Here is a 21,162-nt window from a genome sequence, read left to right on the forward strand (position 1 = left end):
GGCGCGCAACCCACCGATCAACGTCTTTTCCTCTACCGGAGTACCTCATGCCCAAAGTCCTCAAACCCGCGAACGCCGCCGGCGAACACCTCGTCGACTACGAAGAAAAAGTCTTCGAAGACGTGAAGGCCGAAGCGGGCGAGAAAGCGCTCGTCACCTTCCACACGGTCGCCTTCGAAGGCTCGATCGGCTTCGTCAACCTGCTGCAGGCCACGCGCCTCAAGCGCAAGGGCTTCGAGACTTCCATCCTGCTGTACGGCCCCGGCGTCACGCTGGGCGTGCAGCGCGGCTTTCCGACGCTCGGCGACGAAGCTTTTCCGGGCCACCAGAACTTCAACAAGCAGATCACCAAGTTCATGGAAGAGGGCGGCAAGGTCTACGCCTGCCGCTTCGCGCTGCAGGCGCTGTACGGCCATGGCGAAGGCGCGCTGATCCCGGGCATCACGCCGATCAATCCGCTCGACGTGCTCGACATCATCCTGCTGCATCGCAAGGCCAACGCCTTTATTTTGGACACCTGGACGCTGTGAACCGGGGCGCTGCCATGTCGACACCACGCATCGTCCGGGCCGCTGCGATTCAGATCGCGCCCGATTTCGAGAACCCCGACGGCACAGTCAATAAGGTCCGCGAGGCCATCGACGAAGCCGCGGCCAAAGGCGCGCAGCTCGCGGTCTTCCCCGAGACCTTCGTGCCCTACTACCCGTACTTCTCCTTCGTGCAGCCGCCGGTACAGCAGGGCCCGGCCCATCTGCGGCTGATGGAGCGGGCGGTCGTGGTGCCGGGCCCGGTGACGGACGCGGTGGCCGAACGGGCCAGGGCGCGCGGCGTGGTCGTGGTGCTGGGCGTGAACGAGCGCGACCACGGCAGCCTCTACAACACGCAGCTCGTCTTCGACGCCGACGGCCGCCTTGCGCTCAAGCGCCGCAAGATCACGCCGACATACCACGAACGCATGATCTGGGGCCAGGGCGACGGCGCCGGGCTCAAGGTGGTCGACACGCGGGTCGGCCGCGTCGGCGCGCTGGCCTGCTGGGAGCACTACAACCCGCTGGCGCGCTACAGCCTGATGGCGCAGCACGAAGAGATCCACTGCGCGCAGTTCCCCGGCTCGCTGGTCGGGCCGATCTTCGCGGAGCAGATGGAGGTCACGATCCGCCATCACGCCCTGGAGTCGGGCTGCTTCGTGGTCAATGCCACGGGCTGGTTGGCCGACGAACAGATCCGCGCCGTCACGCCCGACGAAGGCCTGCAGAAGGCGCTGCGCGGCGGCTGCCACACGGCCATTGTCTCGCCCGAAGGCAAGCACCTGGCGCCGCCGCTCACCGAGGGCGAGGGCATGGTGATCGCCGATCTCGACATGGCCTTGATTGCCAAGCGCAAGCGAATGATGGATTCGGTCGGCCACTACGCGCGGCCCGAGCTCCTTAGCCTGGCGCTGAACGACCGCCCCGCCACGACCACGCAGCCCATGCACGGCACGCCCGCATCGGGCACTTCATTCAACGACACCGGGAGCACCCGCCATGACCACGAGCGAAACCCCATCGAGCCGGCAACTGATGACCGAGCTGCAGTCCTTCGGCTTGCGGCTGGCTGATCCGGGCGCCGGCGCGGCCAGCCGCCGCGGCGGCGCGGGGCCGTCGGACCACAAGGCCGTCACAGTCGACGGCCACACGATCATGGTGCCGGTCCACACCTCGAGCGCGTGGAACTCGCCGTTCACGGCGCAGGCGCCGGATGCGGAAGGCCGCAGCACCCTCACGCGCGGCAGCATCCCGATCGCGCGCATCAGCTTTCCGAAGCAGCCGCGCTTCTATGCCATGCAGACCTTCGACGGCGTGCCGTACTCGCACATCGCGACGCTGCACGGCTCGGACGTGCTGGCCACCACCGTGCTGCAGACCTGCATCCGCTACGAGAGCCGCAAGAAGAGCTGCAAGTTCTGTGCGATCGGCCAGTCGCTCGCGGCGGGTCGGACCATCGCGCGCAAGACGCCCGAACAGCTGGCCGAGGTCGCGCGCGCCGCGGTGCTGCTCGATGGCGTCAAGCACATGGTGCTGACCACCGGAACGCCGAACGCCACCGACCGCGGCGCGCAGATCCTCTGCGAGAGCGCCTTCGCGATCAAGGCGGCGGTGGACATTCCGATCCAGGGCCAGTGCGAGCCGCCCGACGACGACCAGTGGTTCCATCGCATGAAGGCCGCGGGCATCGACTCGCTGGGCATGCACCTCGAAGTGGTGACGCCCGAAGTGCGCGAGCGCGTGATGCCTGGCAAGGCCAGCGTGCCGGTCGCGCGCTACATGAGCGCCTTCGAGGCGGCGGTCGGCGTGTTCGGCCGGGGGCAGGTCAGCACCTACATCCTGGCCGGGCTGGGCGACACGCGCGAAGCGATCCTGGAGATCTGCGACCGCCTGCTGGTGCTCGGCGTCTATCCCTTCGTGGTGCCCTTCGTGCCGATCAGCGGGACGCCGCTGGAAGACCATCCTGCGCCCTCGCCGGAGTTCATGAAATCGATCCTGCAATCGCTCGGCCGCAGCTTGGGCGAAGCCAATCTCCGGTCCAGCGACATCAAGGCCGGCTGCGGCAAGTGCGGCGCCTGCTCGTCGCTGTCGGTCTACGAAAGCTGAACATGCCCTGCATCCTCGATGACGTCGTCGAACCGGCCTTGCAGTACGCGCCGGTCGAGTTCCTCGTGCGCGAGGCCGCGCAGGCCTGGGAGCGCGACGAGGCGCATGCCTTGCGCCGCGCCGTCTTCTGCATCGAGCAAGGCATCTTCGCCGGCGACGACCGCGATGCGATCGATGCGCAGGCCCAGCTGCTGGTGGCCATGTCCTGCCTCGGCGGCATGCCCGACCAGGTGGTGGGCACGGTGCGCATCCACGAAGCGGCGCCGGGCCTCTGGTGGGGCTCGCGGCTGGCGGTGCATCCCTCGTTCCGCAGCCAGGGGCACCTGGGCGCGACGCTGATCCGGCTGGCCGTGTCGCGCGCGCATGCGCAGGGCTGCGAGACTTTTCTTGCGCATGTGCAGTCGCAGAACGTGGCGCTCTTCCACAAGCTGCACTGGCGCTCGCTCGGCGAACTGGCCATCCACGGTCGGCCGCACACCGAGATGCAGGCGGAGCTGGATTTCTATCCGCCTTGCCACGATGCCGTGAGCGGTTTCGTGTCGCGTCGCAAGGGCACCGCATGACAAGCCTGGCCGAGATCGTTGCCGAGCTGCGCGCGAGCCGCGGCTTCGCGCACAAGCGCGATATCTCCGATATCGTGTCGGCGCTCGGCCAGGCGCTGCCGGGCGGCGCTGCCGACCTGTCGCAGGTGGTGCCGCTGGGCGACGACTGCGCGGCCATTCCCGACGGCCAGGGCGGCTATCTGCTCTTCGCCATCGAAGGCCTGGTCGAGGACTTCATCGAACGCATGCCCTGGTTCGCGGGCTACTGCGCGGTGATGGTCAACGTGAGCGACATCTACGCGATGGGCGGCCGGCCGACGGCTGTCGTCGATGCGCTTTGGAGCGCCGGCATGGACCCGGCGGACCAGATGCTCAAGGGCATGGCCGAGGCCTCGGCGAAATACGCGGCGCCGATCGTCGGCGGCCACAGCAACAATCGCAGCACGCGCCCGCAATTGGCGGTGGCGATCCTGGGCCGCGCGCGGAAGCTGCTGACCAGCTTCTCCGCGCGCCCCGGCGACCAGCTCGTGATGGCCGTCGATCTGCGCGGCGCCTACGAGGAGCCCTTCCCCTACTGGAACGCATCGACCCGCGCTCCGGCCGCGCGGCTGCGCGGCGATCTGGAGCTGCTGCCGCAGCTGGCGGAAGCGGGCCTTTGCGATGCCGCCAAGGACATCAGCATGGCCGGTGCCGTGGGCACGGCGCTGATGCTGCTCGAATGCTCGCAGGCCGGCGCAGTGATCGACCTGGACGCTATGCCGCGTCCCGCCGGCGTGCCCCTGCTGCGCTGGCTGAGCTCCTTCCCCAGTTACGGCTTCATCCTCAGCGTGCGCCCCGAGAAGCTTGCCGGCGTGCTGGCCCGCTTTGCCGCGCGCGACCTCGCCTGTGCCGTGGTGGGCGACGTCAACGACACGCGCACGCTGGTGCTCAAGCAGGGCGCCGAGCGCGAACTGTTCTGGGACCTGAACCGCGACGCCTTCATCTGCGAGGCTGCCGATGCGCAGGTGCTCCATGCGTGACGAAGGCCGCACGCAGGCGCCGCTGAAGATCGGCCTGCTCACGCATTCGGTCAACCCGCGCGGCGGCGTGGTGCACACGATCGAGCTCGCCCATGCCCTGCACGATGCCGGCCACCAGGTCACGGTGATGGCGCCGGCCGCACCGGGCCAGAACTTCTTCCGGCCCGTGCGTTGCGCCACCGAACTGGTGCCGGTCGCCGGCGCGTCGCGCAACATGGTGGAGATGGTCGGCCAGCGCATCGAGGCCTATGTCTCGCACCTCTCGGCCTTGCTGCAGCACACCCGCTTCGACGTGCTGCACTGCCACGACGGCATCGGCGGCAACGCGCTGGCCACCCTGCGCGAACGCGGACTGATCGACGGCTTCGTGCGCACCGTGCACCATCTCGACGATTTCGCTGACGCGCAGCTGATGCGCTGGCAGCAGCGCTCGGTCACCGAAGCCAGCCAGGTGTTCTGCCTGAGCCGCCAGTGGCACGAGGTGCTGGCGAAGCAGCACGGCATCGACGCATCGGAGGTATGGAACGGCATCGACACCCGGCGCTTCACGCCCGTGCCCGAAGCGGGCGATGCGGCGCTGGCGCGCAGGCTCGGCATTCGCACGGATGCGCCGGTGCTGCTCGCCGTGGGCGGCGTCGAGGAACGCAAGAACACGCTGCGCCTGCTGCAGGCCTTCATCCGGCTGCGCGCCACGCGGCCCGATCTCCAGCTCGTGGTGGCCGGCGGCGCGAGCCTGCTGGACCACGCGAAGTACGCGCACGACTTCGCCGCGCTGGTGCGGGCCGCCGAGCTGCCGACCGGCCCTCTTCAGCCGCTCCTGATCACCGGCCCGCTGGCCGATGCCGGGATGCCCGGCCTCTATCGGCTGGCCGACGCGGTGGCGATGCCCTCGGTGCGCGAAGGCTTCGGCCTGGTCGTGCTCGAGGCGCTGGCCAGCGGCGTGCCGGTCGTGGTCTCGCGCATCGCGCCCTTCACCGAGTATCTGGACGCGGAGGACTGCAGCTGGGCCGATCCCCTCGACCCGGAATCCATCGCCCGCGCGATCGCGGCCGCATTGGACAGTGCATCACCCGATCGGATTGCCCGGTCCTCTGAACGTCTTGCCCGCCGTTTCAGTTGGGCCACGAGCGCAGAGCGCCATGTCGCGCTCTACCGACGCCGTTGAAGGGAGAAACACCATGCCCGTCATGCATTTCAACGTGCGCTGGCCCGACCAGAGCGAGACGCGCTGCTATTCGCCTTCGCTCGTGGTGCAGGACTACCTGATCCCCGGCCAGCGCTACGCGCTCGGCGATTTCGTGGCCCGCGTGCGCGAGGCGCTGGTCATCGCTTCCGAGCGGGTGCGCGCCAAGTACGGCTTCGCCTGTTCGCAGGCGATGGACCAGCTCGCCGAGATCGAGGCCATCGCCCTGCGCTTCGGCGACGAGCCCGATGCGCAGGTCACCGTGATCGCCTTCGATTGACTTCTCTTCGCCTCCTTTTCGAGATGCCCCACATGCCCACCACTTCAAGCACCCACTACAGCGTCATCATCGTCGGCGGCGGCCAGGCCGGCCTCGCGATGAGTCACTGCCTGCAGCAGCGCGCCATCGAACACCTGGTGATCGAGAAGCGCAGCCTGGTCCACACCTGGCGCACGCAGCGCTGGGATTCCTTCTGCCTGGTCACGCCCAACTGGCAGTGCAATCTGCCCGGCTGGTCCTACACCGGCAGCGATCCGCACGGCTTCATGGTCAAGGACGAGCTCAATGCCTGGCTGGCCGGCTTCGTCGAGCAGGTGCAGGCGCCCGCGCTCGAAGGCGTGAGCGTCGACAAGGTCTCGCGCGCCGGCGAGGCGGATCGCTTCACGGTCGAGACCAGCGCCGGCCGCTTCAGCGCCGACCAGGTGGTGGTGGCCTCCGGCGGCTACCACAAGCCGGTGGTGCCGCGCATGGCCGAGCGCGTGCCCTCGTCGGTGGTGCAGTACCACTCGGCGCAGTACCGCAATCCGGCGCAGCTGCCCGAGGGCGCGGTGCTGGTGGTGGGTTGCGGGCAGTCGGGCGCGCAGATCGCCGAAGACCTGCACCTCGCCGGCCGCAAGGTGTTCCTGGCCACCGGCAATGCGCCGCGCTGCGCGCGCTTCTACCGCGGCAAGGACGTGGTCGACTGGCTGGCCGACATGAACTACTACGACATGCCGGTCACCGAGCATCCGCTGCGCGAAGGCGTGCGCGACAACACCAACCACTACGTGACCGGCCGCGACGGCGGGCGCGACATCGACCTGCGCCGCTTCGCGCTGGAGGGCATGGAGCTCTACGGCCTGTTGACCGGGCTCGACGGCGACCTGCTGCAGTTCCAGCCCAACCTGCGCGAGCACCTGGATCATGCGGACCAGGTCTTCAACAGCATCAATGCGTCGATCGACAAGTTCATCGCCGGCAACGGCATCGATGCGCCGCCGGGCGTTCCTTACGTGCCGGTGTGGGAGCCCGCCGAGGAACGGACCACGCTGGGTCTGCGCGCGTCGGGCATCACGAGCGTGCTGTGGTGCATCGGCTTCCTGCCCGACTTCGCCTGGGTCGATGCGCCGGTGTTCAACGGGCGCGGCGAGCCGATGCACCTGCGCGGCGTGACGCAGCAGGCCGGGCTCTATTTCCTCGGACTGCCGTGGCTGCACACCTGGGGCTCGGGTCGTTTCTCCGGCGTGGCGCGCGATGTGCTCTACCTGGCCGAGCAGATCGAAGCCCTGCAGCGCGGGCGCGCGAGCACGCCGCTCGCGGCCGAAGCGCTCGCCTGAAGCGAAGAAGGCTCAGGCCAGCGCGGCCGGCCGGGGCAGCAGCCCGAGGAAGTGATCGAGCATCTGGAAGTGGTCGTCCAGGAACTGCTCTTCGCGCGCGCACAGTTCGCCGATCGGCACCCACTCGACGGCCTCGGCGTCGTCGTCCGCGCGCACCGCCGGCAGCTCGCGATCGCCCAGATCGAAGAAATGCCCGTGGGTGATGGTGCGGCCGCGCTGGCTGCGATCGGGGCGGTCGAAGACCTCGGTGCTGGCCAGGCAGGCGAGCAGCGTGGCGGCCGGAAGATCGAGGTGCGTTTCTTCCTCGAGTTCGCGCAGCGCGGACTGCAGCGTGGTCTCGCGCTGTTCGAGAAAGCCGCCCGGCACCGCGGCCAGGCCCTTGCCCGGCGCATGGCCGCGGCGGATCAGCAGCGCGTGGTCGCGGCATTTCACGACGCAATCGACCGTGACCAGCACCACCGGGTAAGGCGATGCGGCCCATGACTCGTCGTGCTGTCGGAGGATCTCCCACTCCTGCGCAAGCTGGCCGAACAGCGGCGCGGCCATCCATGCGTGCAGGAAGGCGAGAGTGCTCGCCGGCACGGCGCGGGCCAGCGTTTGCGGCGCGTCCTTCGCGTTGCCGAAGATCGCGGCGCGCACCGCGTTCGCACTCGCGGTGTGAACGCGCTCCACCGCTTGCAGCGTCCAGCCTTCGAAGCCGTGGAGGTAGTCGCGCGTGGCGTCCTTGACGTGGCCGATCAGCACGGTCGACGAGGGCAGGGATGCACCTTGCGCGGAGAGCGCCGCATCGATCTCCTGCCGCACCTCGGCGAACCAGCGCTCGTCGTCGAAGTGGTCACGCATCGGCACGAAGAGCACGCGCTCGCGGTCGGCCCCCGGCAGTGCAAGGCGGAGCATCTCCGCGCGCTCCTGCCAGCTGAAGGGGTTCTTCGGCGAACGCGCCTGGAAGGCGGAGCCGATCACCACCGCCACGCGCGGCGCCGCTTCGAGCGCCTTCTTCAGCAGGGCCTGGTGGGCGTTGTGGAAGGGCTGGAAGCGGCCGATGAGGACGGCGAGGTCGTGTGCTGCGGGGTGGGCGGTCATGAGCGAATTCTGGCAGCCGCTGCTGTCGCCTCCGCGGTGCCCCGGTGCATTGCAGCCATGTGTGTCATGACAAAGCGCCTATGGAGTCATGAATACTTAAGGCGTACTCTCAGATGCAATAGCCAGCGCGCCCTTGTCGGATGAGGCGATACGGCCGAACTGGGGTTGGAAAGGACAAAGCGACATGGGGTCACCAGCAGAGATGTGCAAGAGACTTCAACGGTTGTTTGCCTGGATGTTCCTGCTGGCGACGATCTCGCTGTCCAGCTTGGTCGGGGTTGAGATTGTCTTTCCACCTCCGCCCATAGCCCCTCCGCCAGAGCGTTCACTCTTGGATCTCCTCGAGTTCGATCTGCCCGACCCGCAGCTGCTGGCTGTCGTTGTGGCGCTGGTCGTGGAAGTTGCGTCATTCGCCGGCCTGACCATCACGACGCTGCTGGATTGGCTGGACATTCGCCACCACCGCTCTGCCTAGTCGGCAAGTGCCCCTCGACAGGCTTCGGGCCGGTTAGAGACCCGCTCGGATTCGCTTAGCCGATGACGGAATCGGTTCACTCGCCTCGCGGTCAATGTCACTGCAAAGCGCCTCGTCAAGGACGGGCTCCTCCCCGTGGAGCAGTCGTGTTCGGGCCGCAAGCACTACAGCCTTGTGCACGGCCTCCGGCAAGGTGCGTCCGTTCAGATAGTCGGCGATCAAGGCTTCGGCGGCTGCAAAGAAAAGGGACATGGCATATCTCCCCCAGCCCCTGTGGGCGCAGCACTGAGTAGACCTCAGCGGCGAGCGCCTCGCCGATCCGGCGCGCCAGTCTCCCCCCGGCCGTCAGGACCGCTCAAGGCCGTCCTGAAGCTTGGTGAAGGCGCCCCACAGCCTCTTACAGACGAGGGTCGCTACTCAAGAAAGCTGGCCCGTATCTGGTCCCCTGCGGTCCCATCTTCGGTGCCATAGCCATCGCCGAGCGCAGCGCACTCGGTGACTACACATTCAGCAAAGGTCCGCACAGCGGGCGGGACCGGTTCACCAGCCTTCAGGAGGCCAGCCATCACAGCCAGCTCTTCGAAAACCTCGGAGGGGTCTCGATTTGGTTCCATGATCGAATATTAGGTCGCAGCCGCGATGGCTTCCACAGGTGAATGACCTTAAAAAGTAAGTTCACGTGCTCCCCAGTGGCTCGACGCGCCCTTGGAGAATTAGGCGGCTTCCTAAGCCCGGCTTAAGTTTGCCGCCCTACGCTTGGAACTGACAGTCAGTCGGCGCTGGTAGAGGTTGCTTCGGCGCCCGCCCTTTACGGGCGGTTCCTCGATGCCGGCGGCTGTCGCGAATTCCAACGCGCGGGCATAAAAAAGCCCGCCTGTCGGCCACCCGAATGCGCACGCTTCGTAGGCTTGCGTGGCCCCGAACTGCGAGGGCATCAGACCAAGCGACTCAGCTTCACTTGCACGCGGGGCGTCGCCCCGCGCTTGTCCCGGCCGTCAAACGATATCAATCAAATCAACAACTTACTGGTGCCCTCGACAGGAATCGAACCTGTATCTGAGTCTTAGGAGGACCCCGTTCTATCCATTGAACTACGAGGACGAAGGCGATGGCGACTTTACCAGTTCAGTCGTACTTCACCGTGTAGATCAGGTCGATCCCGCTCTGCTGGCCGGCCTGGCCGCGCAGGGTCAGGCGACGGGTCAGGTCGTAGAAGACGAACAGCGAGCCGAGGGTGCCCGAGAGGCTGCGCTCGTAGGTGACGTAGAAATCCTGGGAGATGCGCTTGCCCACCGTGACGGCCGATTCGCGCAGGTCGCCGCCGCTGCCCGGGCCCTTGAAGCCGATTTCGTCGAGGCCGAAGCGGCTCGCGAGCCCGCCGCCGGTGCCGCCCTTGCCGAGCCCGCCCAGCAAGGCCAGCGCGGCCTGCTGCAGCAGCACCGATTCGCCGCCGCTGGTGGCCGAGGCGCGGCCCAGCACCACCCACGACAGCGTCTCCGCGTCCGACAGCGTGGGCTCGGAATACAGCCGCACGCGTGGCGTCTGTGCGGTGCCTCTGATCTGGACGCCGGCGCGCTGCGAGATGTTGGGCCGGATCGCGAGGATGTCGAGTGCCGGATTGTCGAAGGGGCCGTTGAAGCGCGCCACGCCGGTTTCCACGTCCAGCCGCTGGCCGTAGGCGCGGTACTGGCCCTTGACGGTCCTGACTTCGCCCGTGATGCGCGGCGGCGCGTTCAACGCGGTGCTGCGGATGTCGAGCTTGCCCTCCAGCCGCGTGGTGAGGCCGCGCCCCTGCACCGCGAAATCGTCGCCGAGATCGAAGTTGACCGCGATGTCGGGCGGCTTCGCGGTCTGCGCCTTGGCCACCTGCGCATCGTCGCGCACCGCCTGGCGCCGGGCGGCTTCGGCGGCCTCGCGGTCCTTGGCGGCCGAGCGCACCACCACGTCGCTGCCGAGGCCGGGCGCGGTCTCGTCGGGCAGGATGACGACGGCGCGGTCGGTCTTGAGGTTGCCGCGCACGCTGAACTGGCCGCCGTCGAGCCGCGCTTGCAGGTCGCCCGAGAGCGTGACCTGGCGGTCGCTGCGCACCAGCATGCGCAGCGCGCGCAGCTGGGCTTGCATGGCCATGCGGATGCCGGTGCCGGCGGCCGGCGCCGCGCCCCAGCTGAGCTCGCCGCGTGCCGAGAGCGTGCCGCCATCGCTCGCGGCCTCGCTGGCCGCAGTGCTGAGGTTGCCGCTCTGGCCCGGGATGCGCGCGCTGCTGCCGGTGCCGCCCTTGAGCGTGAACTCGGTGATCTCGATGCGCTCGCCGGTGAGCTTCGCGCGCAGGCGCCCGTCGCGCAGGTCCAGCCCCTCGACCAGCGCGCGCAGCGCGAGCTTGTCGGCGCCGAGCGTGCCGTTCCAGCGCGGCAGCGCGCGATTGCCAGAGAGTGCGGCGTCGGCCTCCAGCGTGCCGGCCACGCGCCAGCCCGGCGGCGCCAGCATTGACCAGACGCCGAGATTGGGCAGGCGCGCCGTCACGCGGCCGGCCAGCGGCGCATCGGCCGCCCATTGCCAGCCGCCCGCGCGCTGCTGCACGCGCGTGCTGGCTTCGGCGTTGATCTGGCCGGCGCGCTCGCTGTCCCAGGCCAGGCCGGCGCGCACGGTATCGCCCTCGGCATCGAGCCGCAGCTCGGCCTGGCGCAGGCCGGCCGGCGTGCTCGGGCCATCGCCCGCCGCGTTCATGCTGCGTTCGCTCGCGCTGCCGGTGCCGCGGCTCGTGATGCGCGTGACCAGCGCGGCCTCGCCGGCCTGCACGCGGATGTCGCCGCTTTCGCGCCTGAGCCGGGCGCGCGCGCGCAGCGCATCGCCGGCATCGATGTCCCAGTCGCCGTCGAACAGCAGGTCGCCGCTGATGCCGACCTCGGCCAGCGCGGCGCCACCGCCCAGCGCCTCGGCCCAGGCCATCGGCAGGCCCTGCAGGCGGCCCTTCGATTGCAGGCGGAAGGCGCGGTTGGAGGCGCCGCCGCTGTGGCTGTAGCGCAGGGGTTCCCACTCGATGCGCAGGGTGCCGGGCGCCGGTCCGCGCAGCGTGGCGGCCGCGGCGGAGGCCTCCACGTCGAGGCGGTCCGCCGTGCCGCTGCGCAGGGTGGCGCTGACGGCGCGGCTCAGCTCCACGGTCCAGGGGCCGGTGCTGGCGGCGGCGCTGTCCTGCATCTGCGCGCGCAAGCTGGCGACCGCGACGCGCCACTGCTTCGCCCGCTCCAGGCCGCCGCTGGCGCGGGTGTCGAGCGTGAACTTCTGCGTGCCGCTGCGGGCCTCGCCCTTCAAGTCCAGCGTGGCCTGCGCCAGGCTGCCGGCGAGTTCGGCGCGCAGCTCGCGCAGCAGCACGGTGGTCGCGGGCCCGTTGGCGGGCTGCGCCAGACGCAGGTCCAGGCGCGGCACGGACAGGTTGGCTTTCAGCGTGGGCTCGGCCGAGCCGCGCGGCGCCGGTTCGCTGGCGTTCTGCAGGCGCCGCTGCACGGCTTGCCAGCCGCCTTGCCAACTGGCATCGAGCCGCGCGCTGCCTTGCGCCGTCATGCCTGCGAACACGGCCGAGAGCCCGGGCAGGCGCTCGACCCAGGCCTGCAGCGCGGCCGCATCGTCGACCTGGGCCTTGATCTCGCCGCCGCCGCTGGCCGGCGCGATGCGGCCTTGCACCTGGGCGCCGCCGCCCGGCATCGCGAGCTTCAAGTCGCCGCTCGCGGCCTGGTCTGCGACGCGCACCTGCAGCTTGCCTTCGACGCTGGCGTTCGATGCCTCGATGCGCAGCGTGCGCAGCTCCAGCACCTGCGCCTGCCACTGGCCGCGCGCCAGCGCGCGGTCGAGGCGCAGGCCTTCCATCGCCTTGCTGCCGGCGCCGCCCTCGGCCTGCAGCGCCACGTCGAATATCAGCGCTTCGCCGCGCTGCTCGGCATTGATGCTGCCGCTCACCGGTGCGCCGGCAAGCTCGGTATGCAGCGCGCCGGGACGCACGCTGCGCACCTTCGCGCGCGCTTGCCACGGCGCGGGTGCGGGGCTCCAGCGGCCCTCGGCCTCGATGCGGCCGCCGCCGGCGCGCACGGTCGCCTGGGGCAGGGTCCAGGTCGTGCCGTCGAAGCTGGCGCGCGCCTCGATCCGCTCGACGGGCAGCTTGCCGGTGTCCCAGGGGCCGGGCTCGGCGTTGCGGATGTCGGCGCTGGCCTGCCAGACCGTGGCGGCGCCTGTGCTGCCTGCGTCGGGGCCGGCCTCGACCTTGCCGCTCAGCAGCGTGGCCGGCGCCTCGGGCCACAGGCGGGCCAAGTCGACGTTCTGCAGATCGGCCTTGGCGTCGATCACGGGCTGCGGCAGCCAGGGCGCGATGTGGGCGTCGAGCTGCGCCTGCATCGGCGCCGCCGTGCTGTCTTCGGCCGGCTTCAGTTGCGCCGCCACCGCGAGCCGCGCATCGGCGCCGGCGAGCGTGCCTTTCACCGTCGCCTGGGCCAGCACGTCGATGCCGCGGTCCTCGGCCAGCGGGGCGCGCACCCGGCCGTCGAGCGCGGCATCGATTGCCATCGGCGCCGGACCCTGCAGCTTGACGCGCGCGCTGTAGTGGCCGTCGGCGATGTCCACGCCGCTCACCTCGAGTTGATGCTCGGCGCCGGCATAGCGGTAGCTGCCGGCCAGCTGGGTGGCCTGCAGCGCGGGCGGGCCGGCCCAGCGCAGTTCGTCGATGCGGAAGGGCAGCTCGACCTCGACCGGCAGCACGATCTGCTCCAGGGGCTCGAGCGGCTTGTCGTCGACCGGGCCGCGACGCTCGATGAGCAGCTGCGCCGCATGCACTTCGCCGAGCTGCACCTTGCGCTTCAGCAGCGGCGCCAACTGCCAGCCGATCTTCGCCTCGTGCACTTCCACCGCCAGCGCTTCGCTCTGCCAGCGCAGCCAGCCGATGCGCCCGCCCGCGCGCAGCGAGCCCGTGACTTCGCGGCTTTCCAGTGTCTGGCCCGCGGGCAGGTAGCGCGCGGCGCGCGCGAGCGCGAAGGCCAGCGATTCGTTCGAGCCCAGCCACCACCAGGCGCCGGCCGTGAGCGCCGCCACCAGCACGACCAGGCCGAGGAGGCTCCAGGCCAGTGCGCGCAGCGCACGGCGGCCGAGCGAGCGCTTCGGCGGCGGGGCGGGGGACTGCGTCTGTTCCTGCATTTCAGAAGGTGAAGCCCAGCCGCAGGTGCAGCCTGAATCTCTTCGTGTCCACGCCGTAGGCCAGGTCGGCCTGCACCGGTCCCACCGGGCTGCGCCAGCGCGCGCCCACGCCGACGCCGACCTTGGCCTTGAGTTCGCCGGGCTTGTCGGCCACGGCACCGGCATCGACGAACACCGTGCTCTCCCATTCGGTCATCTTTCCGCGATAGACGAAGGGGCGCTGCCATTCGACGCTGGCGACCCCGAGGTAGCGGCCGGCGACGATCTGGCCGTCGCTGCGCACGGTGCCGATCTGGCGGTAGCTGTAGCCGCGCACCGTGGTGTCGCCGCCGGTCAGGTACATCAGCGTGGAGGGGATCTGCGCGCGATCCTGGGCCACCACGGCGCCGGCCTCGGCGCGCAGCTGGATGCGGCCGCTGCGGGCCTGAGTCCCGTCGTCGCTCTTCACGGTGCCGAGCGGCACGATGCCGAGCCAGCGCCCGTAGACGCGCGTGAAGGGCAGGTGCTCGCCGGTCAGCGTGTAGCCGAGGCCGAGCTCCAGCGCCAGGCCGTGGCCGCGCGTCGGTGCGCCCGCGTTGTCGAAGTAGCGGCCGGTCCAGCCCCAGTTGACGCTCAGCGCCGAGGCCGACGGCGGTGCGGCGATGCCGCGGTTCTGCGTGTAGTCGTACTGCAGGAAGTAGTTGAAGTCGATGTGGTCGCCGGCTTTGCTGCGTCCGCCGCGCAGCCGGCCGCTGTCGACCTTGTAGCTGCCGGAGGTTTCGTTCTTCAGCAGACCCGAGCCGAACAAGCGCCACCCCTTGTCGTCGGGGATCGCGTTCCACTCGGTGCCCAGCGACTTGGTTTCGCGGTCCACCGAGAGCTTGGAGACGGCGCGCCAGCCGAGCAGCGGCATGCGGTTGTGGATGTGGTCGATCGACAGCCGCGGCCCGCTGTCGGTGGTGAAGCCGACGCCCAGCACCACTTTCTGCAGCGGCGCTTCGCGCAATTGGGCGATGACCGGCGCCCACAGCGGGTTGGTGCCGTCGGTGTCGAGGGTCAGGAAGACGGAGTCGTAGTAGCCGCTGCTCGCGAGGCGCTGCTGCGCATCGAGCAGCTTCTGCTGGTCGTAGTCGCTGCCGGTGGGTATGCGCGCGATCCGGCGCGTGCCGTCGGCGTCGTAGCGCTCGCTGCCGCGCACGTCCAGCGGGCCGAAGCGGTAGGCCGGGCCGGACTGGTAGTTGAGGCTGAGCTTGGCCTCGCTGCGGTCGGCGTCGATTTCGGCGCGGCTCGCGCTGATGCTGCCGGTGGGGAAACGCTTGGCCGTCAGACTGCGCAGCGTGGCGGCCTTGGCGTTGTCCCAGGCCAGCTGGGTGAAGGGTTGGCCGGCGCGCAGCGGCCAGTCGGTGCGGATCGTGTCGCGCTGGGTCTCGGCCGTGGCGTCGCTCTCGATCGGCCCGCCGAAGCCGATCTGCACGTTGGCGACGCGCGTAAGTTCGCCGGGCTCGACCGTGATCGTCACCTCGCGCGGCGCCTTGGCTTCAGGCGTCTCGCGCAGTTCCAGCGTGAGCGTGGGCGTGAAGTAGCCGAGGGTGCCGAGCAGCTCGCGCGCGTTCCCTTCGGCGGCCACCATCAGGCGCGAGAGTTCGGCCGCGCCGAGGTCGTCGAGCTGGCGGTAGCGCTGGATTTCGAGGTGGCGCACGAGGTAGTCGCGCACGGTGTCGGGCGCCTTCACCTCCACCGCGAACGCATCGCGCTGCGATGCCGGCCTGTCGCTGCTGGTTACCGGGCTCGCGGCAGTTTGCGTTTCCGCCGGCTCGCTCTTCGGCAGCAGGCTGCACCCTTGCAACAGAAGGGTGCCTGCACAAAAGAACGCCGGCATCCACGCCGGCGCGAGAGAGCGAACCACCCTGAGCATGCGGCCATTTTGACAGCATGCGCAGGGCGCCCTCGACGGGCGGGGGAGCGCGGGGCTCCTTTTTCAGGCGCGCCCGCTGACCTTTCGCGCCAGCAGCCAGACCACAGGGGGCGTCAGCATGCGGGCCAGCGCCTTGACGCGGTCGACGCGGTGCGTCTTCATGAAGACCGAGGCCGATTCGTCCCCGTGCTGCTTGCCGGCGAGCGGGCTGGTGTAGTAGTAGGCGGCGACCGAACGGCGCGGCCGGCCGTCCGGCGCCTGCAGCGGCTTGGTGTGGCCGTGGTAGCTCGCGGGGCCGTGCGGCAGCACGATGGTGCGGCCGAACTCGGGCTGCACGGTGGTCACGCAGCGGTCCTGCTTCTTGTCCCAGAGTTCGAGCCCGGAACCCCAGGCCGGGTCCCATCCCTTGTTGAGGTAGGTGATGAAGACCATCTCGTTCTTCAGCCCCAGATGCCGGTGGCGGTTGAAGTCGCGGTGCACGGCGAAGGTTGCGCCGGTCCTGCTTTCGTGCAGCCCGCCGCCGAACAGCTTGGGATCGGGCAGCAGGTAGTCGACGCCGCTGAGCGACGAGAGCCAGTCGATGAACCAGCCCGAATTGATGATGTCGAAGTACAGCTGCGAGGCCGGGCCCAGCGCCACGCCGAGCACCGAGCGCCGCGTCGATTCGTACTGGGTCTTGATGTCGGCCCAGCCGCCGCCGGGAAGCATGTCGAACTCTTCGGCCACGAGCTCCAGCAGGGCCGGGTGGAAGATGTTCTCGAGAACCAGGTGCGGGAACGGCGAGGCGGCCAGCAACTTCTGGTGCAGGCGTTCGCGCTGCTCGGGTGCAAAAAGGGAGCGGTCGACGAGCTCGGCACGCGGCAGGCGCACGCCGCGGATGCTGATGAAATCGGCCGGTGGCTGGAATCGCGCTTCCAGCAATGCGCCGGCCAAAGGCTGCTCGAGTACCGGGGAGTCCAGCGGAAAAGAAAGCACGGCAGACATGGCACACCTCCTGCGGACGCAGCGTCAACAAAACGCCATATTTGAATCCTTAGGTGTTAACTGTAACCTGAGGTCTCAACGTTGTGACAACTTTTTTACGCGTTTTCGGCCCTGCGGATGGCCTATCCCGCCGCGTGCTTGCTGCGTGCGAGGGGCTATTTTGACAGCAGCCGCATGGCCTCTTCGAGGCCCTTGAGAGTAAGCGGATACATGCGATGCGACACGAGTTGTTGCATCACGGCAATGCTTTGCCGGTATTGCCACACGCCCTGCGGCTCCGGGTTGATCCATGCGAACTTCGGGAAGGCGTGGGTCAGGCGCTGGATCCACTCGGCGCCGGCTTCCTCGTTGTTGTATTCGACGCTGCCGCCCGGCTGCAGGATCTCGTAGGGGCTCATGGTGGCGTCGCCGACGAAGACCAGCTTGTAGTCCTTGTTGTACTTGCGAATGATGTCCCAGGTCGCGAACTTCTCGGAGAAGCGGCGCCGGTTGTTCTTCCACATGAAGTCGTAGACGCAGTTGTGGAAGTAATAGAACTCAAGGTGCTTGAACTCGGTCTTGACGGCCGAGAACAGCTCTTCGACGCGCTGGATGTGCTCGTCCATCGTGCCGCCCACGTCCATCAAGAGCAGCACCTTGACGTTGTTGTGGCGCTCGGGCCGCATCTTGATGTCGAGATAGCCGGCGTTGGCCGCCGTCGAGCGGATCGTGTCGTCGAGGTCCAGTTCGTCCTCGTGGCCCTCGCGCGCGAACTTGCGCAGCCGCCTGAGCGCGATCTTGATGTTGCGCGTGCCGAGTTCCTGGCTGTCGTCGTAGTCCTTGTAGGCGCGCTGGTCCCACACCTTGACCGCGCTCTTGTTCTTGCCCGCGCCGCCGATGCGGACGCCCTGCGGGTTGTAGCCGCCGTGGCCGAAGGGCGAGGTGCCGCCGGTGCCGATCCACTTGCTGCCGCCTTCGTGGCGTTCCTTCTGCTCCTCGAAGCGCTTCTTGAGCGTTTCCATGAGCTCGTCCCAGCCCATCTTCTCGATCTTGGCTTTCTCCTCGGCCGTGAACTCGCGCTCCAGCGTCTTGCGCAGCCAGTCGAGCGGCACTTCCTTGGTGAAGTCGGTCACCAGGTCGACGCCCTTGAAGTAGGCGGCGAAGGCGCGGTCGAACTTGTCGTAGTGCTTCTCGTCCTTCACCAGCGCGGTGCGCGAGAGGTAGTAGAAGTCGTCGAGGCCGAAGGCATCGTCGGAGTTCGGGCCGACCACGTCGGCCTGCAGCGCTTCGAGCAGGGTCAGGTATTCCTTGACCGAGACCGGCAGCTTGGCCGAGCGCAGGGTGTAGAAGAAGTCGATCAGCATGGCGCATCACTCCTTGGGTTCGGGACGCGGCTTGTCCAGCAGATAGAGCAACTGGGCGCGCACCTCGGGCCACTCGCCCGATCGCAGGCTGTACATCACCGTATCGCGGATCGTGCCGTCGCGGCGTAGGGCATGGCCGCGGATCACGCCGTCCTTCCTTGCGCCGAGGCGTTCGATGGCGCGCTGCGACGCGTGATTGAAATTGTCCGTGCGCCAGCCGACAACGTGGCAGCCGAGGGTATCGAAGGCGTGCGTCATCATCAGCAGCTTGCAGGTGGTGTTGACGTGCGTGCGCTGGCAGCGCTTGGCGTACCACGTGTACCCGATCTCGACGCGCTTCACCGCGGGCAGGATGTCGTGATAGCTCGTCGAGCCGAGCACGGTGCCGCTCGCTTCGTCGGTCACCGCGAAGGCGAAGCGGTTGCCGGCCTCGCGCATCTGCAGTGCGCTCTCGATGTAGCCGCGCGTGTCCTGCGGCTCGGGCACCGAGGTGACGCGGATCTTCCACAGCTCGCCGTCGGCCGCTGCGGCGCGCAGGCCTTCTTCGTGCGCCAGCGCGAGCGGCACCAGCGCGATGCCGCGCGAGCTGAGCGTGACTGGCTCGACAAACCCCATCGTCAACTCCTCGGAGAGCCGTATTTGCGCGTGTACCAGGCGCGCGCGATCTGCACGCCGCCACCGCCGCCGAGGCCGATCAGCAGGATGCCGGCAATGGCGCTGTTGCTGTAGCCGCCGTTGCCCAGGGCGTCGAAGCCGAGCGCGAGGCCGAGCCAGCGGCCCAGGAGCGCGCCAACGACGAACATGACCGCCTGTGCCACGCCAAGCAGCAGCAACTGGCGGGTGGGTTGGCGGTCTTCGCTCATCGGTTGTGGCGTTGCATGAAGACGAGCTTCTCGAACAGCGTCACGTCCTGCTCGTTCTTGAGCAGCGCGCCCACCAACGGCGGCACCGCGACCTTGTCGTCCTTGCTCTGCAGCGCCTCGAGCGGAATGTCTTCGGCCACCAGCAGCTTGAGCCAGTCGAGCAGCTCGGAGGTCGAAGGCTTCTTCTTCAGGCCCGGCAGGTTGCGCACGTCGTAGAAGGTCTTCATGGCCGAGGCCAGCAACTCCTGCTTGAGGCCGGGGAAATGCACCGCGACGATGCTCTTCATCGTGTCGGCATCGGGGAACTTGATGTAGTGGAAGAAGCAGCGGCGCAGGAAGGCGTCGGGCAGCTCCTTCTCGTTGTTGGAGGTGATGAAGACCACCGGCCGGTGCTTGGCGCGGATCAGCTCGCGCGTCTCGTAGCAGTAGAACTCCATGCGGTCGATCTCGCGCAGCAGGTCGTTCGGGAATTCGATGTCGGCCTTGTCGATCTCGTCTATCAGCAGCGCCACTGGCTCGTCGGAGGTGAAGGCCTGCCACAGCACACCCTTGACGATGTAGTTGTGGATGTCCTTCACGCGTGCGTCGCCGAGCTGCGAATCGCGCAGCCGGCTCACCGCGTCGTATTCGTAGAGGCCCTGCTGGGCCTTGGTGGTCGACTTGATGTGCCACTGGAGCAGCGGCAGGTCGAGTGCCTGCGCCACTTCTTCCGCGAGCATCGTCTTGCCGGTGCCGGGTTCGCCCTTGACGAGCAGCGGGCGCTTGAGCGTGATGGCGGCGTTGACCGCGAGCATCAGATCCTGTGTGGCGACGTAGTTGTCGGAACCCTTGAATTTCATGAGTGGCGTGGAGCAGGGTGGATGAAATGACACATCATTCAACTGCGACGCGCAACGCCCGGTGCTTCACGCATGGGACCGCAGAGGGCCCCCGCATATAATCAAAAGTTGATCTGAAATCTGTATCTCCACGAGATTGTGCGCGCAAAATGAACCAGTTGTTGACCACGATGTTTGCCTTCGCTGTCGCTTGCGTGACGGTCTCGGCCCAAGCTCAGAAGATCACGGGCAATGCCGAAAACGGCTCGAAGAAAGTGGCGATGTGCGTGGGCTGCCACGGCATCATCGGCTACCAGGCCAGCTTCCCTGAGATCCACAAGGTCCCGATGATCGCGGGCCAGAGCGCCACCTACATCGCCTCGGCGCTCACAGCCTACAAGGGCGGCGACCGCAAGCACCCGACCATGCGCGCCATCGCCGACACGCTGAGCGAGCAGGACATCGCCGACCTCGCCGCCTATTACAGCCAGCTCGGCGTGCAGGAAGGCGACGCGCCGCCGGCCACCGCCGTCAAGCAGCCGAGCGAACGCGTGCAGGCCCTCATCTCGCGCGACAAGGACAACGCCTGCACCAAGTGCCACGGCGTCAACTTCAACACCCCGAACGACGGCACGGTGGCCAAGCTGGCGGGTCAGCATGCCGACTACCTCTACGTGGCGCTGAGGTCCTACAAGGTCGACAAGAACCTGCAGATCGGCCGCTCCAACGGCGTGATGAGCGGCCAGGCCAAGAAGTTCAGCAATGCCGAACTCAAGGAACTGGCCAGCTACATCAGCTCGCTGCCGGGCGAATTGAAGACGGTGCCGGAATCGCGCATCCACCGGGCCAAATAGGAAGCGCACACCACAGAAGGACAAAGCCCGCTTTCAAGCGGGCTTTGTTTTTGTCCAGCCTCTCGGGCTTTTTTGTTGTCAGCCGTCGTTCATACATCGAAGAAGACGGTCTCTTGCGGGCCTTGCATGTGGATGTCGAAGCGATAGGTCACGGCCCCGCCCGTCTCGCTGCGCTCGGCGACGAGCGTCTTCCTGCGCTCGGCCGGTACGCTCGCAAGCACCTTGTCCTCCGCATTGGCCTTCGCCTCATCGCTGAAATAGATGCGTGTGAAGGCGTGCAGCAGCATGCCGCGCATCAGCACGATCACGTTGATGTGCGGCGCTTCGCCCGCCGTCTCGGCGCCGGGCTTGACGGTGTGGAAGACGAAGCGGTTCTGAGGATCGGTGCCCGTGCCGGCGCGGCCGAAGGCACGGAAGCCGATGGCCTGCGCATCCTCGACCGACTTCGGATAGGCGCCGGTGCCGTCGACCTGGCTGATCTCGACCAGCGCGTCGTTGATGGGCTTGCCGTCGCCGTCGATCACGCGGCCCTCGATCCGGATGCGTTCGCCGCGCGCGCCATCGAGCGCGAGCACTGCGTCGAAAGGCTGGTCGAAGTCGTAGCCGTACTGGGTGGCCGTGAGGCCGTAGGCGAAGTAGGGGCCGACCGTCTGCGAAGGGGTCTGGCCGAAATTGGTTTCGAGTGCGCTCATCATGGTGC

General features: G+C 68.2%; 19 protein-coding genes and 1 tRNA gene. 10 read left to right on the forward strand and 10 right to left on the reverse strand.

What is annotated here, in order from left to right:
• Positions 1–47: 47 nt before the first annotated feature.
• From ACSQ9A_RS05110 to ACSQ9A_RS05145, 8 genes are read left to right on the forward strand one after another with little or no spacing between them, the layout of a single operon-like run.
• Positions 48–530, forward strand: coding sequence for an MSMEG_0572/Sll0783 family nitrogen starvation response protein (locus ACSQ9A_RS05110; protein ID WP_436293751.1), 483 nt, complete (start codon positions 48–50; stop codon positions 528–530).
• Positions 531–544: 14 nt separating this feature from the next.
• Entirely contained in the window at positions 545–1,600 is a 1,056-nt protein-coding gene (locus ACSQ9A_RS05115; RefSeq protein WP_436302897.1) for a Nit6803 family nitrilase, read from the forward strand.
• A complete protein-coding gene (locus tag ACSQ9A_RS05120; RefSeq protein ID WP_436306256.1) occupies positions 1,563–2,633 on the forward strand; it encodes an MSMEG_0568 family radical SAM protein in 1,071 nt (356 codons plus the stop codon). The genes ACSQ9A_RS05115 and ACSQ9A_RS05120 overlap by 38 nt, the downstream gene beginning before the upstream one ends.
• A 2-nt stretch (positions 2,634–2,635) precedes the next feature.
• Positions 2,636–3,196, forward strand: a complete 561-nt coding sequence (locus ACSQ9A_RS05125; protein WP_093109569.1) for an MSMEG_0567/Sll0786 family nitrogen starvation N-acetyltransferase — start codon at positions 2,636–2,638, stop codon at positions 3,194–3,196.
• Positions 3,193–4,194, forward strand: a complete 1,002-nt coding sequence (locus ACSQ9A_RS05130) for a sll0787 family AIR synthase-like protein (protein WP_436302898.1) — start codon at positions 3,193–3,195, stop codon at positions 4,192–4,194. The genes ACSQ9A_RS05125 and ACSQ9A_RS05130 overlap by 4 nt, the downstream gene beginning before the upstream one ends.
• Entirely contained in the window at positions 4,187–5,359 is a 1,173-nt protein-coding gene (locus tag ACSQ9A_RS05135; protein WP_436302899.1) for an MSMEG_0565 family glycosyltransferase, read from the forward strand. Before ACSQ9A_RS05130 ends, ACSQ9A_RS05135 begins: the two co-directional genes overlap by 8 nt.
• A gap of 13 nt (positions 5,360–5,372) precedes the next feature.
• A complete protein-coding gene (locus tag ACSQ9A_RS05140) occupies positions 5,373–5,657 on the forward strand; it encodes an MSMEG_0570 family nitrogen starvation response protein (RefSeq protein ID WP_436302900.1) in 285 nt (94 codons plus the stop codon).
• A 32-nt stretch (positions 5,658–5,689) separates the two neighbouring features.
• On the forward strand, positions 5,690–6,973 hold the full coding sequence (locus ACSQ9A_RS05145) for an MSMEG_0569 family flavin-dependent oxidoreductase (protein WP_436302901.1): 1,284 nt from the start codon (positions 5,690–5,692) through the stop codon (positions 6,971–6,973).
• Positions 6,974–6,985: 12 nt separating this feature from the next.
• Here the strand turns inward: ACSQ9A_RS05145 and ACSQ9A_RS05150 are convergent, their stop codons facing one another.
• The gene (locus ACSQ9A_RS05150) at positions 6,986–8,056 is read right to left on the reverse strand and encodes an NUDIX domain-containing protein (protein ID WP_436302902.1); all 1,071 of its coding nucleotides are present in this window, start codon (positions 8,054–8,056) and stop codon (positions 6,986–6,988) included.
• A gap of 184 nt (positions 8,057–8,240) precedes the next feature.
• On the opposite strand from ACSQ9A_RS05150, the gene ACSQ9A_RS05155 reads away from it, so the two are divergent.
• Positions 8,241–8,531, forward strand: a complete 291-nt coding sequence (locus ACSQ9A_RS05155; protein WP_436302903.1) for a hypothetical protein — start codon at positions 8,241–8,243, stop codon at positions 8,529–8,531.
• A 1,026-nt stretch (positions 8,532–9,557) separates the two neighbouring features.
• Here ACSQ9A_RS05155 and ACSQ9A_RS05160 read toward each other — a convergent pair.
• From ACSQ9A_RS05160 to ACSQ9A_RS05195, 8 genes are all read right to left on the reverse strand, one after another.
• Positions 9,558–9,632 (reverse strand) — tRNA-Arg (locus ACSQ9A_RS05160).
• A 24-nt stretch (positions 9,633–9,656) separates the two neighbouring features.
• Entirely contained in the window at positions 9,657–13,706 is a 4,050-nt protein-coding gene (locus ACSQ9A_RS05165) for a translocation/assembly module TamB domain-containing protein (RefSeq protein ID WP_436302904.1), read from the reverse strand.
• 1 nt (position 13,707) lies between these two features.
• Entirely contained in the window at positions 13,708–15,600 is a 1,893-nt protein-coding gene (locus tag ACSQ9A_RS05170) for an autotransporter assembly complex protein TamA (RefSeq protein WP_436302905.1), read from the reverse strand.
• A 63-nt stretch (positions 15,601–15,663) separates the two neighbouring features.
• On the reverse strand, positions 15,664–16,584 hold the full coding sequence (locus ACSQ9A_RS05175) for a 2OG-Fe(II) oxygenase (RefSeq protein WP_436302906.1): 921 nt from the start codon (positions 16,582–16,584) through the stop codon (positions 15,664–15,666).
• Between the two features lie 155 nt (positions 16,585–16,739).
• A complete protein-coding gene (locus ACSQ9A_RS05180; RefSeq protein ID WP_436302907.1) occupies positions 16,740–17,927 on the reverse strand; it encodes a vWA domain-containing protein in 1,188 nt (395 codons plus the stop codon).
• A 6-nt stretch (positions 17,928–17,933) separates the two neighbouring features.
• Positions 17,934–18,542 carry a GNAT family N-acetyltransferase gene (locus ACSQ9A_RS05185; RefSeq protein WP_093109581.1) on the reverse strand — a complete coding sequence of 203 codons (609 nt, stop codon included), beginning with the start codon at positions 18,540–18,542 and terminating at the stop codon, positions 17,934–17,936.
• Positions 18,543–18,544: 2 nt separating this feature from the next.
• Complete coding sequence (locus tag ACSQ9A_RS05190; protein WP_436302908.1) at positions 18,545–18,790, reverse strand: hypothetical protein; 246 nt, start codon at positions 18,788–18,790, stop codon at positions 18,545–18,547.
• Entirely contained in the window at positions 18,787–19,629 is an 843-nt protein-coding gene (locus ACSQ9A_RS05195) for an AAA family ATPase (protein ID WP_093109583.1), read from the reverse strand. Before ACSQ9A_RS05195 ends, ACSQ9A_RS05190 begins: the two co-directional genes overlap by 4 nt.
• 149 nt (positions 19,630–19,778) lie before the next feature.
• On the opposite strand from ACSQ9A_RS05195, the gene ACSQ9A_RS05200 reads away from it, so the two are divergent.
• Positions 19,779–20,462, forward strand: a complete 684-nt coding sequence (locus ACSQ9A_RS05200; protein WP_436302909.1) for a c-type cytochrome — start codon at positions 19,779–19,781, stop codon at positions 20,460–20,462.
• Between the two features lie 89 nt (positions 20,463–20,551).
• On the opposite strand, the gene pcaG is transcribed toward ACSQ9A_RS05200, so the two are convergent.
• Positions 20,552–21,157, reverse strand: coding sequence for a protocatechuate 3,4-dioxygenase subunit alpha (gene pcaG, locus ACSQ9A_RS05205; RefSeq protein ID WP_436302910.1), 606 nt, complete (start codon positions 21,155–21,157; stop codon positions 20,552–20,554).
• Positions 21,158–21,162 lie beyond the last annotated feature (5 nt).

The sequence above is a fragment of the Variovorax sp. LjRoot290 genome (assembly GCF_964253985.1).
Lineage (GTDB): Bacteria > Pseudomonadota > Gammaproteobacteria > Burkholderiales > Burkholderiaceae_C > Variovorax.